Raw genomic sequence first — 17098 nt, 5'->3', positions numbered from 1 at the left:
GAGCCGATGACGGGCCGGGTCCACTCCTGGGACCTGTCCACGGGAGTGGACGGTCCCGGGACCCGGTTCGTGCTGTTCGTCAGCGGCTGCCCGCTGCGCTGCCTTTACTGCGCCAACCCGGACACCTGGCACATGCGCGACGGGAAACAGACCACCGTGGACGAGGTGATGGCCGAGATCGAGAAGTACCGGCCCTTCATCACCACCGCAGGCGGGGGAGTAACCCTCACCGGCGGCGAGGCCCTGCTCCAGCCGGCGTTCACGGCCGGGATCTTCCGCCGTTGCAAGGAGCTCGGTCTGCACACCGCGCTCGACACCTCCGGCTTCCTCGGCGCCCGCGCCACCGACGAGCTTCTCGCTGACACCGACCTGGTGCTGCTGGACATCAAGTCCTTCGACGTCCGCACGTACCGGAAGCTGACCGGAAAAGACCTCTCCCCGACCCTCAACTTCGCCACCCGCTTGGACCGGCTCGGCGTCCCCGTGTGGATCCGCTATGTCCTGGTGCCCGGCTGGACCGACGATCCGGTGGCCGTCGATGGGCTCGGTGCGTTCCTCCGCGGGCTGGGCAACGTCGACCGGGTGGACGTCCTGCCGTTCCACAAGCTCGGCGCCCACAAGTACGACGGGCTGGGGCTTCCCTTCCCCCTGCGCGACACACCCACGCCGGATCCGGGCCTGACGGAGCGGGTGCGCGAGCAGTTCCGGGAGCATGGGCTGAGGGCCCTTTGAACGAGTGGCCCGTCGCGGGTGAGCGAGATGCACAAGCCCGAAGAACCCCGGCCGGGGTGATCCGGCCAGGGTTCTGAGCTGCTGCTGTGCTGAGAGCCTTGCCCAGGACGCTTCGGGCGAGGCAGGGCTGGGGGACCGTTGGCATGACCAGCCACCGTTCAGGAGCCTTCACTGGGGTCCATTTCTGACGGTACGAGCCGAGACGGATCCTCGTATGGGCCGATCAGCCCTGTGTGGGTAGCCGAAGGGCCCCGGACGGGCCGGCAGCTGGTCGAGGTCCTGTGGCCGACTGTGATGGAAAGGCGCGCTCAATTCCACCACCGATGGGGCCTACTCCCCAGGTACGCCGGCGGGACCGTAGTAAGCCACTCGCATGATCTCCTGCATGTCGTCGAGCATGGGCATCCGCGGGTTGGCGGGCGCGCACTGGTCCTCGTAGGCGTTGAGGGACTGCTGGGGCAGCGCGTCGAGGAAGGCGCGCTCGTCGACGCCGAGGGCCTGGAACGACGGCTCGATGCCCACCGCGTCCCGCAGGCGCTCCACCGCGCGGGCGAGCGACTCCACGCCCTCGGCCGGCGCGGCGGCGGGCAGGCCGAGGGCGCGGGCGATGTCCTGGAAGCGCTCGGGGGCCCGGTAGCTCTCGTACTTGGGCCAGCCGGTGAGCTTGGTCGGGACGGTGCCGTTGTAGCGGATGACGTGCGGCAGCAGAACCGCGTTCGTGCGGCCGTGCGCGATGTGGAAGGTGGCGCCGAGCGTGTGGGACATGGCGTGGACGATGCCGAGGAAGGCGTTGCCGAAGGCCATGCCCGCGATGGTGCCGGCGTTGTGCATCTTCTCCCGGGCCTCCGCCGAGCCCCCGCGGTCGTTCACCGCCGCTTCGAGGTGGTCGAAGATCAGCCGGATCGCGTGCAGCGCCAGCCCGTCGGTGAAGTCGTTGGCGTAGACGGACACGTACGCCTCGATGGCGTGGGTGAGAGCGTCGAAGCCGCTGTCGGCGGCCAGCGCCGGGGGCAGGGCGGTGGTGAGGAGGGGGTCGATGATGGCCACGCCGGGGGTGAGCGCGTAGTCGGCCAGCGGGTACTTCTTGCCCGTGGCCGGGTCGGAGATGACGGCGAAGGGCGTGACCTCAGCGCCGGTGCCGGAGGTGGTGGGCACGCACACCAGGCGGGCCAGGCTGCCCAGCGTCGGGAAGCGGAAGGCGCGCTTGCGGATGTCGGAGAACTTGTGCCGCATGTCGGCGAAGTCGATGTCCGGGTGCTCGTAGAGCAGCCACATCACCTTGGCGGCGTCCATGGGCGAGCCGCCGCCGAGCGCGATGATCGTGTCCGGGCGGAAGTCCCGCATGAGGCGGGCGCCGTGCTGCACGGAATCGATGCTGGGTTCCGGTTCGACGTTGTCGATGATCTGCAGTGTCACGGGCTCGGGACGGCGCTTGAGGACGCGGTCGATGCGGTCGACGAAGCCGAGCCTGGTCATGGTCGCGTCGGTGACGATCGTGACGCGGTGGACGTCCGGCATGGAGGCGAGGTAGCGGATGGCCTGCGGCTCGAAATAGATCTTCGGCGGGACCTTGAACCACTGCAGGTTGTTGCGGCGCGTGCCGACCCGCTTGACGTTCAGGAGCTGGGCGGCGGAGACGTTGTTGGACACCGACGTGCTGCCCCAGGAGCCGCAGCCCAGGGTCAGGGACGGCAGGAGGCTGTTGTAGATGCCGCCGATGGCGCCCTGCGAGGAGGGCGCGTTGACGATGATCCGTACGGTCTTGATGCGCTTGCCGTATGCCTCCGCGAGCTCGCTGTCCTCGGTGTGGATGACGGCGCTGTGGCCCTGGCCGTGGAAGGCGACCATGGCGGCGGCCAGGGCGAAGCCCTGCTGCTCGGAGCCAGCTCGCAGGACGGCGAGGACCGGGCAGAGCTTCTCGCGGGTCAGCGGCTCGTCCGGGCCGACGCGTTCGGTCTCGACCAGGATGAGGGAGGTGTCCTCGGGCACGGTGAAGCCGGCCTGTCCGGCGATCCACGCCGGGCTCTGACCTACGGCCGAGGCGTTGACCTTGGGCTCGCAGCCCGCGCCCGTCTGACCGGTGGGGAACAGGAACGCCTCCAGCTTCGCCTTCTCCTCGGCGGTCGCCAGGTGGGCGTGCAGGGTGCGGAACTCGGCCAGGGCGGCGTCGTAGATCTCGTCGTCCAGGATGACGGCCTGTTCGGAGGCGCAGATCATGCCGTGGTCGAACGACTTCGACAGCACGAGGTCGTTGACGGCGCGGCGTAGCTTGGCGCTCTTGTGGACGTAGGCGGGGACGTTGCCGGCACCGACGCCCAGGGCGGGCTTGCCCGCCGAGTAGGCGGACCTGACCATGGCGTTGCCGCCGGTGGCGAGGATCAGCGAGACACCCGGGTGGCGCATGAGTGTGCCAGTCGCCTCTACCGACGGGGTCTCGATCCACTGCACGCAGTGCTCCGGCGCGCCCGCGGCGACGGCCGCGTCACGCACGATGCGAGCGGCCTCGGCGCTGCAGCGCTGGGCCGAGGGGTGGAAGGCGAAGACGACCGGGTTGCGGGTCTTCAGCGCCATCAGTGCCTTGAAGATCGTGGTGGAGGTCGGGTTGGTGACGGGCGTGATGGCGCACACCACCCCCACCGGTTCCGCTATCTCGACCATGTCCTCGATGTCGTCGCGGGCGATGACCCCGACGGTCTTCATACGGCCCATGCCGTGCGTGATGTGCTCGCACGCGAACATGTTCTTCGCGGCCTTGTCCTCGAACAGGCCGCGACCGGTCTCCTCCACCGCCAGGCGGGCCAGCGCGGTGTGCTGGTCCAGGGCGGCGACCGACGCCTTCTTGACGATGTGGTCGACCTGCTCCTGGTCGAGGTCCTCGTAGTCGGCGAGCGCCTTGCGCCCGTTCGTGACCAGCCGGTCGACGGCGATGGCGGCTTCGGACGGCTCACCGCCCGGGGCAGCGGCTCGGGTTCGGGCGTCCTGTCGGGTCATGGGGTTGCGCCTCCATCGTCGAGGTCGTGGGCCGGAAGACCGGCGGCGTGGCGTGTGGGGAGCGGCACCGCGGGGGATCGGTACCGCTTCCACTGCCACCGTCTCGCAGACGGGAGCCGCCACCCAGGCGTCAAAGGTCCCGGCCGGGGCCCGACAGGCCCGGGTCGCCGGGGCCGGTCGGCCACCTGACGACGAGAAGTACCGGATCGTGTACCGGGCGGGCATTCGCCAGCGCCTGTGAGCGCTGTGGTCGTCCCGGGGTGAGGGTGGGGGTATGGATATTCGCTTCGTCCTGGCGCCGTGTAGATCACAGCGAGGCGTCTGTACCGCCGGACCCGCACTCATGCGTTACGCAGTTCTGGGCACCGGCGTCGTCGGCCGGACGATCGCCGGCAAACTCGACTCGCTCGGCCATGAGGCCGTCATCGGCACCCGAGACCCGCAGGCCACTCTCGCCCGCACCGAGCCGGACGCCTATGGCAATCCGCCGTACTCGCAGTGGCAGGCCGAGCACCCGCAGGGCTGTCTGGCGACCTTCGCCGACGCCGCGGCCCACGGTGAGGTGGTGGTGAACACCACCGCGGGCGTCAGCAGCCTGCAGGCCGCCGGTGCCGCGAACCTGGCCGGCAAACTAGTCATCGACATCGCGAACCCCCTGGACTTCTCGCAGGGCATGCCGCCGTTGCCGGCCCCGGTCAACACCGACAGCCTCGGCGAGCGGATCCAGCGCGCCTTCCCCGACGCGAAGGTCGTCAAGACCCTCAACACCATGAACGCCCAGATCATGGTGGACCCGGCGCGTGTGCCGGGCGAGCACACCTGTTCGTCTCCGGCGATGACGCCAAGGCCAAGGGGGCCGTCTCCGAACTGCTCGTCTCCTTCGGCTGGCCGGCCACCGTCGTCATCGACCTGGGCGACACTCCTTGCGGACTGGGCTGTGCCGGTTGGTCGGGGTGGGGGTTCAGGGAGGTGGCGGTGGTGCGGGCGGCGCCGGGTGACGGGGACGCCGGAGTGCGGTCGTGGCTGCCGTACCAGCGGGTGCGTCGCTGAAGCGAGCGCCAGGACTACCGCTCGGGGAGCCAGCGGTGGGCGATCCGGCGTGAGGGGTGTTTCTCGGGCGGGCGGGTGTCGTCGACGCGGAACGTGAGACTGTTCATCACCCCCACCACGCCGTCCACCCGCCAGGTCAGCTGGACGGCCACCGGAATGTCGCTGCGGCGTTCCAGGCGTCCCTCCAGCGTGGCCGTCCCGTCGTGGACCGAGACGATGACGGTGTGGGGCGGCAGGCACATGGCGCTGGTCAGGACTTGGTCGATGATCTCCTGACGGATCTCCTCGTCGGTGCGCAGGAAGACCCGCAGTAGGTCACGGCGAGTGGCGATGCCGATCAGGCGGTCCTCCTCGTCCACCACGGGCAGCCGTTCGATGTGGTGACGCTCCATCACCCGCGCGGCGTCCGCGACGCGTTGCTCCGGGTGCACGGTGATCGCGGGTGTCGACATCAGCTGCCCGGCGGTCATGGCACGGGCCTTGGCAGCGGCGACACGTGCCTTCCGGCGCAGCGCCGGCAGCCGGAAGCGGCCTTGCTGGTCTCGTCGGGCCTGCGCCGCCTGCCGGCGGACCAGGTCGGTCTCGGAGATCACGCCGAGGACCTTGTCATCGGCGTCCACCACCGGCAGGCCGCTGATCCGATGCCGGGCCAGCAACTGTGCCACGTCCTTGAACGGAGTCTCCTGGCGGACTTCGACGACCTTGGGAGTCATCACTTCGCCGACCTTGCAGGTCTTCACGGCCATTCCCTCCTCCACCGGTGCAAGTGGAGCGCGACCGGTTTCCCTTGCGTGCGACCCGCGCACACCGTCCCGTATCCCCGCCGGGCCATGTGCTCCTGCGGTGGGCATCGGGGGCCGGAACTCGCGGGTGAGGGCGGCCGGTCCGGTCGCCGCTGTCCCGTTGGACGGTCCCGGGTAGCCGACCCCTCGATGCCCTTTCAGCCTCCCGCGCACCGGCTTGACGGGGCAGGGCCAACTGGTCCCGAGCTTCCGGGCCGAACTGCCCTCTTGCCGCCTGGACCTGGTCGGTGCCGAGACCGCCACGGCGAAGACCGGAACGGCCGACCACCTGGCCGGGGGTGTCAGAGGCTGAAGGGAAGCGCAAACGTCAGGTGGGGCTGGGCAGTTGCGCTCACCGCTGCCACGGCGCCGGCATCGGCTGAGGGCGTGGCGGCGATGCGGAACGACCATGGGTTGAAGTCCGTGACGGCCGCCAGCCCCGCCAGACTGAGCCCGGGCTCATCCGTGCTTTGCGGCGCCGAGTGCCGTAGACGCGGCCAGACGGTATCTGACCAAACGTGCACGAAGTTGCGGGAGGGATATCCGTTTCGTTTCGTCAGGTGGTGTGGATTCTCCGGTGAGTTCTGGGTTCATTTTTTTGGCCGTCGCCCAGTGGATCATTGCCGGGACCGTCCGCCGCGTGGCGGGCTGTCCGCCGGTGCGGTGAGGCGGACGGTCGCGAAGCTGTCGGGGAGGAGGGCCCACTCGCTTGTCGCGGATCCTGATGGCGCGGTGCGCAGCTCCCGGCTGCTCCTCGGCGTCTGTACGGCCCTTCGCCAGAGCGGAGGGGGTAAGGCCCGATCCACGACGCCCGGTCGGCGCGCCGGACAACAGGTACAGGGCCGGCCGTCGCCTGGGCCTGCCGCTGCAGGGGAGTGCCGGTCGGCCCTGGCAGTGGCGCCAACAGACCCCATGCGGAAGGGGAGTGGCCGGGTGAGTCTGGGGGTGACAGCAATGGCGTCCTGGATGTGGGAGGCACGATGAGCGCTCTGGTGGTAGTCGGTGTGGACGGGTCGGCGTCGAGTCTCGCCGCGGTCGAGGCAGCGGCGCGGGAGGCGCGGTTGCGCGGGGCGGGATTGCGGGTGGTGCACGCGTTCTTCTGGCCCGCGATGCACGTACCCCTGGGTCCGTCGCCGCTGGGCCCGTCCGACGGCGGGCTCCGGAACATGGCCGACCGTCTGGTGGCCGAGGCGGTGGAGCGTGCGCGTGCCGCGGCACCGGAGGTCGATGTCAGCCATGCCGTGGTGACCGGTGAGCCGCTGACGGTCCTGGAGGCGCAGTCGCGTGCGGCCGAGCTGGTGGTGGTCGGGTCCCGCGGCATGGGCGGGTTCGTCGGGTTGTTGGTCGGGTCGACCGCGGTGCACCTGGCGGCACATGGCCGGTGTCCGGTGCTGGTCGTGCGTGAGCAGCCGAGTGCGGAGGGCCCGATCGTGCTGGGCGTCGACGGATCGGCCGCGGGCGGGCATGCGATGGACTTCGCCTTCGCCGAGGCCGAGCTGCGGAAGGCGCCGCTGGTGGCACTGCACGCCTGGACCACGTGGAACGCGCCGCTGCCCGCACCGCAGGACGCGACGACGCCGTACGCCAACCCGCCGGGCGCCCTGGCCGGGGAGGAGGAGCGCCTGCTGTCCGAGGCGCTCGCCGGCCGCCAGGAGCGTCACCCGGGTGTGGTGGTGGAGCACAGGGTGGTGCATGGCGGGACGCGGGAGGCGTTGATCGAAGCGAGCCGGTCCGCCCAGCTGGTGGTGGTCGGTGCCCGGGGGCGTGGCGGGTTCGCCGGGCTGCTGCTCGGCTCGGTCAGCCAGGCCCTGCTGCACCACGCTCACTGTCCGGTCGCGGTGGTGCGGGGAGCGGGTGCGCAGCGCTGATCGCCTCCGGTACGAGGCCCGCCGCCCTGGTCCGCCGTGCGGAAGTGCGGGGGGCCGGCCGGGTGGGCGCGAAGCGGGTGAGGACGGGGCCGCAGACGGCGAGAAGCATCACGTAGGTGGTGACCAGCGCAGCAAGGCGGCCATGCGTGGGAGCGGCCAGGCCGATGATGACGACGGAGAACTCGCCGCGGGCGATGAGCGCGGTTCCGGCCCGCAGCCGGCCGCGGCGGCCCGCGCCCTCGCGTCCGGCGGCGTACCAGCCGGAGGCCAGCTTGGTGGCGGCCGTGACCACGGCCAGCGCCACAGCGGCGGGCAGCATCGGCAGCAGGTCACCCGGATCGACGGACAGGCCGAGGGCGAGGAAGAACACCGCGGCGAACAGGTCGCGCAACGGGCTGAGCACGGCCCGGGCCCGGTCGGCGGCGGTGCCGGTCAGGGCGAGGCCGATCAGGAAGGCACCGACGGCGGCCGATACGTGGATGATCTCGGCCAGCGCGGCCACGATCAGCGTGACACCGAGAACGCGCAGCAGTACCTGCTCGGCGTCGGGGTGGGACAGGACCCGGCCGACATGGTGACCCCAGCGCCAGGACACGGTGATGGCCGCGGCGACGGCCGTCATGGCCGCCGCGACGGCGAGCAGCGCCTGCCACCAGGTGCCGCCGGAGACGACGACGGCGAGCAGCGGCAGGTAGGCGGCCATCACGAAGTCCTCCACCACCAGCACGGACAGCACCGCGGGGGTCTCCCGGTTGCCCAGTCGGCGCAGGTCGCCGAGCAGGCGGGCGACGATGCCGGAGGAGGAGACGTACGTGGCGCCCGCCAGCGCCAGGATCCCGCCGGAGTCCAGGCCCAGTAGCCAGCCGGCCACGGCGCCGGGAGTGGCGTTGAGGACGAGGTCGACGGCGGCGGAGGAACGGTGGCGGCGGAGGCTGACGGTGAACTCCCGGACGGTGAAGTCCAGGCCGAGGACCAGGAGCAGCAGGATCACGCCGATGGCGGCGCCCGTGTCGACGAACTCCCGGGCGGCAGGGACCGGAGCGATCCCGCCGTCGCCCAGGGCCAGTCCGGCCACCAGGTACAGCGGCACGGGCGAGAGGGCGAAGCGTCGTGCGACCGTGCCGAGGAGGCTCAGCGCGGCCAGGATGACGCCCAGCTCCAGCAACAGGGCGACGGGCATGTGCACCGGTCAGCCCTGGACGATGCGCTCGACGTCGGCGATGCCCTCGCGGGTGCCGATCACCACCAGGATGTCTTCAGCTCGCAGGGTCTGGCCGGGGCCGGGGGAGGCGATCACGTCCTCGCCGCGGACGACGGCCACGATCGAGGCGCCGGTGCGGGTCCGGGCCCGGGTCTCTCCCAGGGCCCGGTCGGCGAACGGGCTGCCGGGACGCACCTCGACCTGTCCGGCACTCAGGCCGGGTACCTCGCGGGTCAGGTCGGCGAACCGCTCGGCGATGCGCGGGGCGCCGAGGATCTCGGCGAGGGTGTCGGCCTCCTGGCTGGTGAGCCGGAGGACCGAGTGGGCCTCGTCGGGGTCGTCGCAGGGGTACACCACCAGTTCGAAGTCGCCCGAGCGCTGGGCGACGACCCCGATCCGGTCGCCCTCGTGGTTGACGAACTCGTAGCGCAGCCCCACTCCGGGCAGCAGCACCTCGTTGACGTCCATGTGATCTTCCCGTCGTCAGGCATCCGGATTTCCCGCGCGGGCCCGTGGTCCCGGCCCGCCGTGCACAGGTCTTCGGCAGGCGTCGCGGGGTACTCAAGCCCTCGTACCGCAGGTGTCCGATCCCGCGCGGCCGGTGATCAGTGTGCTGAGCACCCGGGGGGACCCGACAGGGCCGAGTGGCCCCATGCGACGGCCCGACGGCCCCTGGGCGTACCAGGGTGGCCGCACCGAGGCTTGAAGCCGAAGGGCCGCGCGTCGGCGATGGCCCGGGACGGGAGCATCCAGTGAGTGATCCAGTGATCGTAGGCGTGGACGGTTCCGCCTCCAGCATCGGCGCGGTCGAGGCCGCGGCCCGTGAGGCGCACCTGCGAGGGGCGGGACTGCGGATCGTGCACGCCTTCGGCCATGGGCCCGGACACCTGCCGACCGGAGGACCACCGTGGAACCCTGCCGACCACGGGTTGGAGCCGATGGTGCGGGGGGCACTGGCGCGCGCCGAGGAACGGGCGCACGCGATCGCGCCGGACATCGAGATCACCCGGTCGGTGGTGGCCGGGGATGCGCTTGAGGTGCTGGAGATCGAGTCGCGGTCGGCGCTGCTGGCGGTGGTCGGCAGCCGGGGCCTGGGCAGCTTCGCCGGGCTGTTGCTGGGCTCGACGGCGGTGCATCTTGCCGCCCACGGCCGCTGCCCTCTGATGGTGGTGCGGGGCCGTCCCGATCCGGCCGGCCCAGTGGTACTGGCCGTGGACGGCTCCGAAGCAGGCGAGGCGGCGGTGGAGTTCGCGTTCGCCGAGGCTGCCCTGCGCAAGGTGCCGCTGGTGGCCGTACACGTGTGGAACACGTGGAGCGAGCGCGCCTACGAAGGCCCCGGCGACCCCCTGACCGCCGTGGTGGCGGACGCCGACCGTCTCCGTGAGGCCGAGCAGCACCTGCTGGACGAGACGGTGGCCTCCTGGCAGAAGGCCCATCCCCAGGTCGTGGTGGAGCGGCGCCTGGTGCGTTCCCGGATCCGCCCGGCCCTGATCGACGCCAGTCGCGGCGCCCAGCTGGTGGTGGCCGGCGCCCGGGGTCGGGGCGGCTTCACCGGCCTGCTGCTCGGCTCGGTCAGCCAGGCCCTGCTGCACCACGCCCACTGCCCCGTCACCGTCGTGCGCGGGAAGGAGTGACTGTGCCTCAGCAGACCACGGCCGGAAACCACACTCTGCCGACACAGACGCTCCCGCAGCCGGACGCCTACCGACGCGACGCCGCCGAAGTGGCGAACGTGCTCGCGGTGGTCCCGGCCACGGGCCTGACCACGGCGGACGCTGAGCAGCGGACCGCCGCCTGGGGCGCCAACGAACTGGCCGAACCGGCCCGTCGGCCGCAGTGGCTGCGCCTGCTGGACCAGTTCCGCAGCTGGCTGATCGGCATCCTGCTCGCCGCCGCCGTCGTCGCCGGGATCATCGGCGAGGTCAAGGACGCCCTCGTCATCACCGTCGTCCTGCTCATCAACGCCACCATCGGATACCTGCAGGAACGCCGGGCCGAGCGTAGCCTGGAGGCGCTGCGCCAGATGCTGGTCCCCACCGCCCGTGTGCGTCGCGACGGGCAGGTGGGGGTGATCCCGGCCGGCGCCCTGGTGCCTGGCGACGTCGTCCTTCTGGAAGCCGGAGACCGCGTCCCGGCCGATGGGCGCCTGGTGGTCGCCGAGTCGGTCGAGGCCGCCGAGGCCGCGCTGACCGGCGAGTCCCAGCCCGTCGCCAAGACGACCGCACCCACCACGGCCGACGGCGACGAGCCTGTCCCCGTCGCCGAGCGCACCGGCATGCTGTTCATGAACACCGCGCTGACCCGCGGCCGCGCCGAGATGATCGTCACGGCCACCGGCATGCGTACCGAGGTCGGCGCGATCGCCGAGGCGCTGCGCACCGGCGCGGAACCACCCAGCCCGCTCCAGGTCCAGATGGACAGCCTGGGCCGACGACTGGCCCTGGTCAGCGGCATCGCCGTGGCCGCTTACGCGCTCGTGTCCCTCCTGCGCGGCGAGGAACTCGCCGACCTCGCGCTGCGCGCGGTGGCTCTGGCCGTCGCCGCGATCCCCGAGGGGCTGCCCGCCGTTCTCGCGCTCACCCTGGCCCTGGGCGTCCACCGCATGGCCCGCCGCGGCGCCATCGTCAAACGCCTGGCCTCCGTCGAGGCACTCGGCTCCGCGACCGTGGTGTGCAGCGACAAGACCGGCACCCTGACCCTGAACGAGATGACCACCCGTGCCCTGTGGGCCGCCGGGCGCGCCTACGAGGTGACCGGCGAAGGCTACGACACCACCGGCACCGTCCTCCCCGCCGACGGGCGGCACGGCCGGGACCCACACGATGCGACCCTGCACGACGTGGGCACGCATGACGCGCACACGCCGGACGCGGCCCCGCCCGCCCTGCACGACGCGGTGCTGCCGTTCGCGCTGTGCAACGACGCCCGTATCACCCCCGACGGCATCATCGGAGACCCCACCGAGGCCGCCCTGGTCGTACTCGCCGCCAAGGCCGGTGTCGACGCCGGGCTCCGCGGCCGCGTGCCACGTACCGGTGAAATCCCCTTCGACCCGGCCGCCAAGTACATGGCCACCTTCCACACCGACGCGGACGGCCGCGTCCGCGTCCACGCCAAGGGAGCCGTCGACGTCCTGCTGGACCGCTGCACCCACGTCCTGACCGAACAGGGCCGCGCCCCCCTCGACGCCGAGCGCCGCCGTGAGGTCATCGACGTCGCCCGACGGATGGGCGGTCAGGGCCTGCGCGTTCTCGGGGCCGCCACCGCCACCACCGACCAGCCGAACCCTCGGGAGGCGACGGGACTGACCCTGACCGCGATCGCGGGAATGGCCGACCCGCCACGTCCTCAGGCCCGGGACGCCGTCGCCCTGGCCCAGGCAGCCGGCGTCACCGTCAAGATGATCACCGGGGATCATGCCGACACCGCCGCCGCCATCGCCCGCGAACTCGGCATCACCGGCGATGTCGTCGTCGGCGCCGAACTGGCGCGGACGAGCGAGCAGGAACTCGCGGACCGCGTCGAGGATGTCGGTGTCTTCGCCCGCGTCGCTCCCGAACACAAGGTGACCATCGTCCGCGCGCTCTCCCGGAGGGGCCACATCGTGGCCATGACCGGCGACGGCGTCAACGACGCCGCGGCCCTGCGTGCCGCCCACATCGGCGTCGCGATGGGCATCACCGGCACCGACGTGGCCAAAGAAGCCGCCGACATGGTCCTGACCGACGACGACTTCTCCACCATCGTCCGCGCGGTGCGCGAGGGCCGCTCCATCTACGACAACATCGTCACCTTCGTCCGCTTCCAGCTGTCCACCAACATCGGCGCCATCCTCACCCTGCTCGCCACCGTGCTGGCGGGACTGCCCGCGCCCATGTCCGCGATCCAGTTGCTGTGGGTCAACATCATCATGGACGGACCGCCCGCCATGGCCCTGGGTATCGACCCCCCGCGGGACAATGTGATGCGGCGTCCGCCCCGCCCGTCCGGCGAACGCATCCTGAACGCCCGCCGCCTGGCCGCCATCACCCGCTCCGGCGCGGTCATGGCCGCCGGTACCTTGGCCGTCTTCGCCGGCGCTCGCCACCTCACCGACACCGCGACCGCCGCCACCATGGCCTTCACCACGTTCGTCCTCTTCCAACTGTGCAACGCCCTGGCCGCGCGTAGCGAGGACGGCCCCGTCCTCGGCCGCCACCAGCTGCACAACCGCGCCTTGTGGATCTGCCTGGCCACCGTCCTGGCCCTCCAGGTCATCGCCGTGCAAGTGCCCATGGCCCAAGGAGTCTTCGACACCGTGTCGCTCAGCCCGGCCCAGTGGGCGATCTGCCTCGCCACCGCCTGCACCGTGCTGCTGACCGAGCATGCCTGGCACGTCGGCCGGACATGGCTCGGCCGCCCGACGGACGCGCCCCACGGGCACTGACGTCCCGGACGCGGCGGCGGTGCTGGTGATCCCGTTGTCGGCGAACCGGGTGCGCGGAGCGGCCAAAGGTGTCAGGCAGCCGCACTGACCGGTTCGTCCGTGCCGGACAGGGCGGTGCGGGCCGCGGCGCATGCCTCCTCGGCGGTGTCCGCGGCGCGGGCCGCGGCGGCTGCCCGCCGGCACCGGGTGAGGGTGTGCCGGGCCAGTTCGGCGCGGACGTACGGCAGTGCTGCGGCGCCCATGGACAGGCTGGTTACGCCGAGTCCCGTGAGCACGCAGGCGAGCAGGGGGTCGGCGGCGGCCTCGCCGCACACCCCGCAGGTCTTGCCCTCGGCGTTCGCGGCGTCGGCGGCTGCGGCGATGAGGTCGAGGAGGGCGGGCTGCCACGGGTCCTGCAGCCGGGCGAGCGCGCCCACCTGTCGGTCGGCGGCGAAGGTCTACTGCGCGAGGTCGTTGGTGCCCAGCGACAGGAATCCGACCTCCTGGAGGACGGCACGGGCGCGCAACGCGGCCGAGGGGATCTCGACCATCGCGCCGGTCTTCGCCCGCAGGCCCGCCTGGCGGCAGGCGTCGGCGAACGCCTTCGCGTCCGCGCGGTCCGCGACCATCGGCGCCATCACCTCAAGCCGCACGGGCTTCGGTCCCGAAGCCCAGGACCAGGTCCGGGTCGAGCAGCGCGGTGTCGGCCGGGGCCAGGTCGCGGGCGAGCAGCACGTAGGGTTCTTCGCTGTCCGGCAGCCCAGGCATGGGCACCCCCAGCAGCCGGGCGATGATGCGGTCGCGTACGTCGTCCAGGTCCGCGACCCTGCCCGCCAGGTACTCGCCGGCCTGGGCCGGCAGCGCCCGGTACGCGGCGAAGGCGTCGAAGACCGCGCGCTCGGCGCAGCTACCCCCGGCGATACGTCGGTCGACGTCGGCTGTGAGTTCGGGGTCCTGGGCCATCAGTGCCCGGGCTTCGAGGACCGCCTGTGCCCCACCGCCGGCCAGGTCACCGCGCGCCGTGAGATCCGCGGCGACAGTTTCCACTGCCCGCCGGGCGCGGCCCTGTTCACTCCGGACGGCCTCGGCCGAGATCCGCCGGTCGGGCGGCTGAAGGACCGCGGTCCCCATGTGCCGTACCGTGCCGATCGCCACACCGTGGCGGACGCCGACGCCTCGAAACGTTGTCTCCATCTTGCCTGTCTCCGCATAGGTGCGGCGGCGCACCGCCGCACATCGTCATCTCACATCGCCGCCAGTGGCGGCTCACAGGGCCGAAGCCGGGGCCTTCACCTCCGGCCCTGCGGGGGTGTGTCACCGGCTGTCGCTGGTCTCGGTCCCGGGAAGCGCGGCCCGTCCGGCCTCCAGGCGGGCGACCGGGACTCGGAACGGCGAGCAGGAGACGTAGTCGAGTCCCACACCGTGGAAGAAGTGCACGGAGTCCGGGTCTCCTCCGTGCTCGCCGCAGACGCCGATCTTCAGTCCGGGGCGTGCGGCGCGGCCCTCGGCGACCGCGATCTCGACCAGGCGGCCCACGCCTTCGCGGTCGATCGTCTCGAACGGGGACACCTTGAAGATGCCCTTGTCGAGGTAGGCGGAGAAGAAGGCCGCCTCGACGTCGTCGCGGGAGAAGCCCCAGGTGGTCTGGGTCAGGTCGTTGGTGCCGAAGGAGAAGAACTGTGCCTCCTCGGCGATCCGGCCCGCGGTGAGGGCGGCCCTGGGCAGCTCGATCATCGTGCCGACCGGGCACTCGACGGGGACGCCGGCCTCCTTTGAGACCTGGGCCAGTACCTGCTCCACCTCCTCGCGCACGAGGCTCAGTTCCTCGACGGTGTCGATGAGCGGCACCATGATCTCAGCCCGGGGGTCGCCGCCCGCGCGCTTGCGTTCGACGACCGCCTCGGCGATGGCCCGTACCTGCATGGCGACCAGGCCCGGCGCCACCAGCCCCAGGCGTACACCCCGCAGGCCGAGCATCGGGTTCTCCTCGTGCATGCGGTTCACGGCGTCCAGCAGCTCGGCGTCGTGCGCGCTCGGCGGCGTGCCGTGTGCCTCGGCGGTGGCGAGGCGGACGGCGAGTTCGGTGCGGTCGGGGAGGAACTCGTGCAGCGGTGGGTCGAGGAGGCGGATGGTGACCGGGAGGCCGTCCATCGCCTCCAGGATGCCGATGAAGTCCTGCCGTTGCAGCGGCAGCAGCGCGTCCAGCGCCCGCTCGCGTTCGACGTCGGTGCGGGCCAGGATCATTGCCTCGACCAGCTGCCGCCGGTCGCCGAGGAACATGTGCTCGGTGCGGCACAGCCCGATGCCCTCGGCTCCGAACCGGCGGGCCCGGGCGGCATCCTCGGGGGTGTCGGCGTTCGCCCGCACGCCCAACCGCCGTACCCCGTCGGCCTGTTGCATGGCACGAGCGACGGCGCCGACCAGCCCGGCCGACCGCTCACCATGCCCGCCGGTCTCGAAGTACCGCATCACCGCAGAGTCGACCAGAGGCGCCGCGCCGGGGTAGACGGCGCCTTCGGACCCGTCGACGGAGATGACCGTGCCCTCCTCGACGGTGGTGTCGCCCACGGTGAACCGGCGCCCCCGCACGTCCACGGTGATCTCCTCGGCGCCACACACGCAGACCTTGCCCATGCCGCGGGCGACCACGGCGGCGTGGCTGGTCTTGCCGCCGCGGCTGGTCAGCACCGCCTGGGCGGCGATCATGCCGGGCAGGTCGTCGGGGGTGGTCTCCTGCCGTACGAGGACGACCTTCTCACCGGCGGCGGCACGGCGGACCGCCTCGGCGGAGTCGAACACCACGGCACCGACGGCGGCGCCCGGTGAGGCCGGGATGCCGTGAGCGAGAGCCTCGGTGACGCCCGAGGTGTCGAAGCGGGGGAACATGAGCCGGGCGAGCCGGTCTCCGCTGACGCGCGCCAGGCCCTCGTCCGGGGTGATGAGCCCCTCGTCGGCCAGTTCGGCGGCGATGGCGAACGCGGCTTCGGCGGTGCGCTTGCCGACCCGGGTCTGCAGCATCCACAGTCGGCCGCGCTCGATGGTGAACTCGATGTCGCACAGGTCCCGGTAGTGGGTCTCCAACGTTCGCATATGGTCGCGTAGTTGGGCAAAAGCTGCCGGGTTCAGTCGGCCCAGTTCGTCCAGCGGCACGGTGTTGCGGATGCCGGCGACGACGTCCTCGCCCTGCGCGTTGGACAGGTAGTCGCCGTACGTGCCTGGGGCGCCGGTGGCCGGGTCGCGGGTGAAGGCGACGCCGCTGCCGGAGTCGGGGCCGAGGTTGCCGAAGACCATGGTCTGGACGTTGACCGCGGTGCCCAGGTCGTCGGCGATGTGCTCGCGTCGGCGGTAGAGCCGGGCGCGTTCGCCGTTCCAGGACTCGAAGACGGCCAGGACCGCCCGGCGCAACTGCTCCGCAGGGGACTGTGGGAAGTACTCGCCCGTCTCCTGACGGATCAGCTCCTTGTAGATCTCGACGAGCCCGGCCAGATCGGACGCGTCCAGGCCCAGATCGTCCGCCGCGCCCCGGGCCTCCTTGAGGCGGGCCAGCGAGTCTTCGAACAGCGCACTGTCGACGCCCATGACCGTGCTGCCGAACATCTGTGCGAGGCGGCGGTAGGAGTCCCAGGCGAAGCGTTCGTTCCCGGAGGACTTCGCCAGCCCGAGCACGGATTCGTCGTTGAGGCCGATGTCCAGGATCGTCTCCATCATGCCGGGCATGGAGAAGCGGGCCCCGGAGCGGACGGACAGCAGCAGCGGGTCGTCCGGCTGCCCCAGCCGCCGACCGGCGGCCTCCTCCAGTGCCGTCAGATGATCGGAGATCTCGCGGGCCAGGCCGTCCGGCTCGGCGCCGGCGGTCAGGAAAGCGCGGCAGGCTTCCGTGGTGACGGTGAACCCGGGTGGCACCGGCAGGCCCATCCGGGTCATCTCGGAGAGGTTGGCGCCCTTGCCGCCGAGCAGGTCGGCCATGTCACGGCCGCCCGCGGCGAAGTCGTACACGTAACGGACCATGACGGTATGCCCTTTCGTCCTGCTGTCCCGGGGGAGGTTGTGGAGCCCGGTCGTGTCCGCC

At 71.7% G+C, this 17098-nt stretch carries 10 protein-coding genes and 1 pseudogene; 5 read left to right on the top strand and 6 right to left on the bottom strand.

Features of this window, described 5'->3' with window-relative positions; all coding sequences use genetic code 11:
- The first annotated feature begins 6 nt into the window (after nt 1–6).
- Nucleotides 7–732, top strand: coding sequence for a pyruvate formate-lyase-activating protein (pflA, locus tag ACFU5F_RS06615; RefSeq protein WP_383883127.1), 726 nt, complete (start codon nt 7–9; stop codon nt 730–732).
- 330 nt (nt 733–1062) lie between these two features.
- Here the strand turns inward: pflA and adhE are convergent, their stop codons facing one another.
- Entirely contained in the window at nt 1063–3723 is a 2661-nt protein-coding gene (gene adhE, locus ACFU5F_RS06610) for a bifunctional acetaldehyde-CoA/alcohol dehydrogenase (RefSeq protein ID WP_383882862.1), read from the bottom strand.
- A 274-nt stretch (nt 3724–3997) separates the two neighbouring features.
- On the opposite strand from adhE, the gene ACFU5F_RS06605 reads away from it, so the two are divergent.
- Entirely contained in the window at nt 3998–4870 is an 873-nt protein-coding gene (locus ACFU5F_RS06605; protein ID WP_383882859.1) for an NADPH-dependent F420 reductase, read from the top strand.
- On the opposite strand, the gene ACFU5F_RS06600 is transcribed toward ACFU5F_RS06605, so the two are convergent.
- Nucleotides 4788–5513, bottom strand: a complete 726-nt coding sequence (locus tag ACFU5F_RS06600) for a CBS domain-containing protein (RefSeq protein ID WP_383883124.1) — start codon at nt 5511–5513, stop codon at nt 4788–4790. The genes ACFU5F_RS06605 and ACFU5F_RS06600 overlap by 83 nt on opposite strands.
- A gap of 1022 nt (nt 5514–6535) precedes the next feature.
- On the opposite strand from ACFU5F_RS06600, the gene ACFU5F_RS06595 reads away from it, so the two are divergent.
- On the top strand, nt 6536–7423 hold the full coding sequence (locus tag ACFU5F_RS06595) for a universal stress protein (RefSeq protein WP_383882856.1): 888 nt from the start codon (nt 6536–6538) through the stop codon (nt 7421–7423).
- Here ACFU5F_RS06595 and ACFU5F_RS06590 read toward each other — a convergent pair.
- Together ACFU5F_RS06590 and ACFU5F_RS06585 are read right to left on the bottom strand one after the other, a co-directional pair.
- Nucleotides 7353–8609 (bottom strand): cation:proton antiporter, encoded by a 1257-nt coding sequence (locus ACFU5F_RS06590; protein WP_383882853.1) that lies wholly within the window; start codon nt 8607–8609, stop codon nt 7353–7355. The genes ACFU5F_RS06595 and ACFU5F_RS06590 overlap by 71 nt on opposite strands.
- A gap of 3 nt (nt 8610–8612) precedes the next feature.
- Entirely contained in the window at nt 8613–9092 is a 480-nt protein-coding gene (locus tag ACFU5F_RS06585; RefSeq protein ID WP_383882850.1) for a cation:proton antiporter regulatory subunit, read from the bottom strand.
- A gap of 284 nt (nt 9093–9376) precedes the next feature.
- Between ACFU5F_RS06585 and ACFU5F_RS06580 the strand changes: the two genes are divergently transcribed.
- Together ACFU5F_RS06580 and ACFU5F_RS06575 are read left to right on the top strand one after the other, a co-directional pair.
- The gene (locus tag ACFU5F_RS06580) at nt 9377–10258 is read left to right on the top strand and encodes a universal stress protein (RefSeq protein ID WP_383882847.1); all 882 of its coding nucleotides are present in this window, start codon (nt 9377–9379) and stop codon (nt 10256–10258) included.
- A 2-nt stretch (nt 10259–10260) separates the two neighbouring features.
- Complete coding sequence (locus ACFU5F_RS06575; protein WP_383882844.1) at nt 10261–13050, top strand: cation-translocating P-type ATPase; 2790 nt, start codon at nt 10261–10263, stop codon at nt 13048–13050.
- Nucleotides 13051–13121: 71 nt separating this feature from the next.
- On the opposite strand, the pseudogene ACFU5F_RS06570 reads toward ACFU5F_RS06575, so the two are convergent.
- Together ACFU5F_RS06570 and ppdK are read right to left on the bottom strand one after the other, a co-directional pair.
- Nucleotides 13122–14223: pseudogene (locus ACFU5F_RS06570) on the bottom strand (putative PEP-binding protein).
- Nucleotides 14224–14343: 120 nt separating this feature from the next.
- The gene (gene ppdK / locus ACFU5F_RS06565; RefSeq protein ID WP_383882841.1) at nt 14344–17037 is read right to left on the bottom strand and encodes a pyruvate, phosphate dikinase; all 2694 of its coding nucleotides are present in this window, start codon (nt 17035–17037) and stop codon (nt 14344–14346) included.
- Nucleotides 17038–17098 lie beyond the last annotated feature (61 nt).

Source organism: Streptomyces sp. NPDC057438, from assembly GCF_042802995.1.
GTDB lineage: Bacteria > Actinomycetota > Actinomycetes > Streptomycetales > Streptomycetaceae > Streptomyces.
The sequence above is the reverse complement of the archived record's forward strand: the minus strand, read 5'-3'. Positions and strand labels throughout refer to the sequence as shown.